The following is a 1,328-nucleotide window of genomic DNA, read 5'->3' on the forward strand; positions in this document are numbered from 1 at the left end:
GATGGCGCAGCCATCGCGCACGGCGAGGAGCCACCCCTTGCGCGACAGGCTGGACTGTGGTGCCGATCCTCCCTATATTTGTTTTTTATTTATTATAATTATTTTATATTATCTTGCTTTATACACACATCTCGGAGCATTATTAAAAAATACTATATTTTATATTTGTAAAAGTTTCTGTTTCTCTGCTTGCAAACACGGTTCACATGCATGTCCTAATGGACCCTCTCAAAGCTACGCCGTATATTCATTGATGCGAATGGCGTCATCGATGGCGTCATCGGAAGATTTGTAATCCCATGCTGTTTCGAGAGAGCGATACAACCATCGTGCAAGATCACGCATGACATCAGAGGGTATCTGCGCGGCGTCTTCTGTCATTTCGAAACCGGTCTGACTTTTACGTATCACAGTGACGATCATTGTAAATTCGTGATAATAGGGCCCGGTGTAGCTAATCCGGACGATTAGCTGGTAGAAATTCCGTCTCTGGATCTGCGCCAGGGTGTCATCAATCGCGTGGAGTTGCGTACGGGCTACGTCACGGCCAGTATTCCAGAAGTCTTCTGTTATTCTGAAAGTTTGCCATAAGCGGGATCGAGGCTTCGATGAATGGGCTGCGCCCGTCCCATCCAGGGCTGGGGGCGGATTTCCTTCAGCCAATCAACGAAACTCGGAATAAACCCAAAGTCCTCGCGCATATGCTGCTCGGCGATCAGCCGCACCGGGACAACCCGCCCGGTGGAAATTGTCAGCACAACGCCAAAAAGTCTCTCAGCGAGGAAGATTCCTTCCGCGTGATGTCTTAGCGCACGATGCCGAAAATCGGCCGAAATCAATTTTGATTCGTCGAACCAGGTATGGATAGGCAGGAAGTCATCAGCCGTACCTCCCCACTGCCGCACCGACGAGAGAGCATGATAATAACTATGCGCCATTTCAGGCCTCCTCTGTCCAGCTATGCTCGGAATATTCAGTGGACATATATCGTCCGTTAAATTCAAGCGTCAGCGTTCTGTTGGCCACGTCAAACCTGAAGTCGCCAAAAGCACCTTCATTGTTTTCCCAACCACCCTTGGTCTCGGCCAGTGCGACGTAACAGACCTGTTCGATGACATCCCGCAGGGGAGTACGTTCCGAGACAATCTCGCAGTCAGTCCACCTCGCCGTCACCGCATCGACAAGGACGTCGAGCCGTGTATCCTCCCCTTCAGGCACAACAGCAATCTCCTCGATCTGGCCGCTATCTCCTTCACCGTCAAACGACACTGTAACGGCTGTAATCCTAGCACTACAGTTGTGTTTTGATGCGAGATATGATTCCGTGT

At 50.2% G+C, this 1,328-nt stretch carries 3 protein-coding genes; all 3 read right to left on the bottom strand.

Annotated features, from left to right (window positions below; genetic code table 11):
• Window positions 1-234: 234 nt before the first annotated feature.
• The gene (locus B7449_RS17985) at window positions 235-381 is read right to left on the bottom strand and encodes a hypothetical protein (protein ID WP_242407738.1); all 147 of its coding nucleotides are present in this window, start codon (window positions 379-381) and stop codon (window positions 235-237) included.
• Window positions 382-569: 188 nt separating this feature from the next.
• Window positions 570-938: a DUF6915 family protein gene (locus tag B7449_RS17990; protein ID WP_039732523.1), complete on the bottom strand. Its 369-nt coding sequence runs from the start codon at window positions 936-938 to the stop codon at window positions 570-572.
• 1 nt (window position 939) lies between these two features.
• Window positions 940-1,328 (bottom strand): DUF6878 family protein (locus B7449_RS17995; RefSeq protein WP_048883995.1); only part of this gene is annotated, 389 nt, incomplete at its 5' end.

The sequence above is a fragment of the Komagataeibacter intermedius TF2 genome (assembly GCF_000964425.1).
Classification (GTDB): Bacteria; Pseudomonadota; Alphaproteobacteria; order Acetobacterales; family Acetobacteraceae; genus Komagataeibacter; species Komagataeibacter intermedius.

What these genes read in the sequence shown, in the direction of transcription:
- B7449_RS17985 (WP_242407738.1), bottom strand. Translation starts at nt 381, where the DNA reads ATGACAGAAGACGCCGCGCAGATACCCTCTGATGTCATGCGTGATCTT.
- B7449_RS17990 (WP_039732523.1), bottom strand. Translation starts at nt 938, where the DNA reads ATGGCGCATAGTTATTATCATGCTCTCTCGTCGGTGCGGCAGTGGGGA.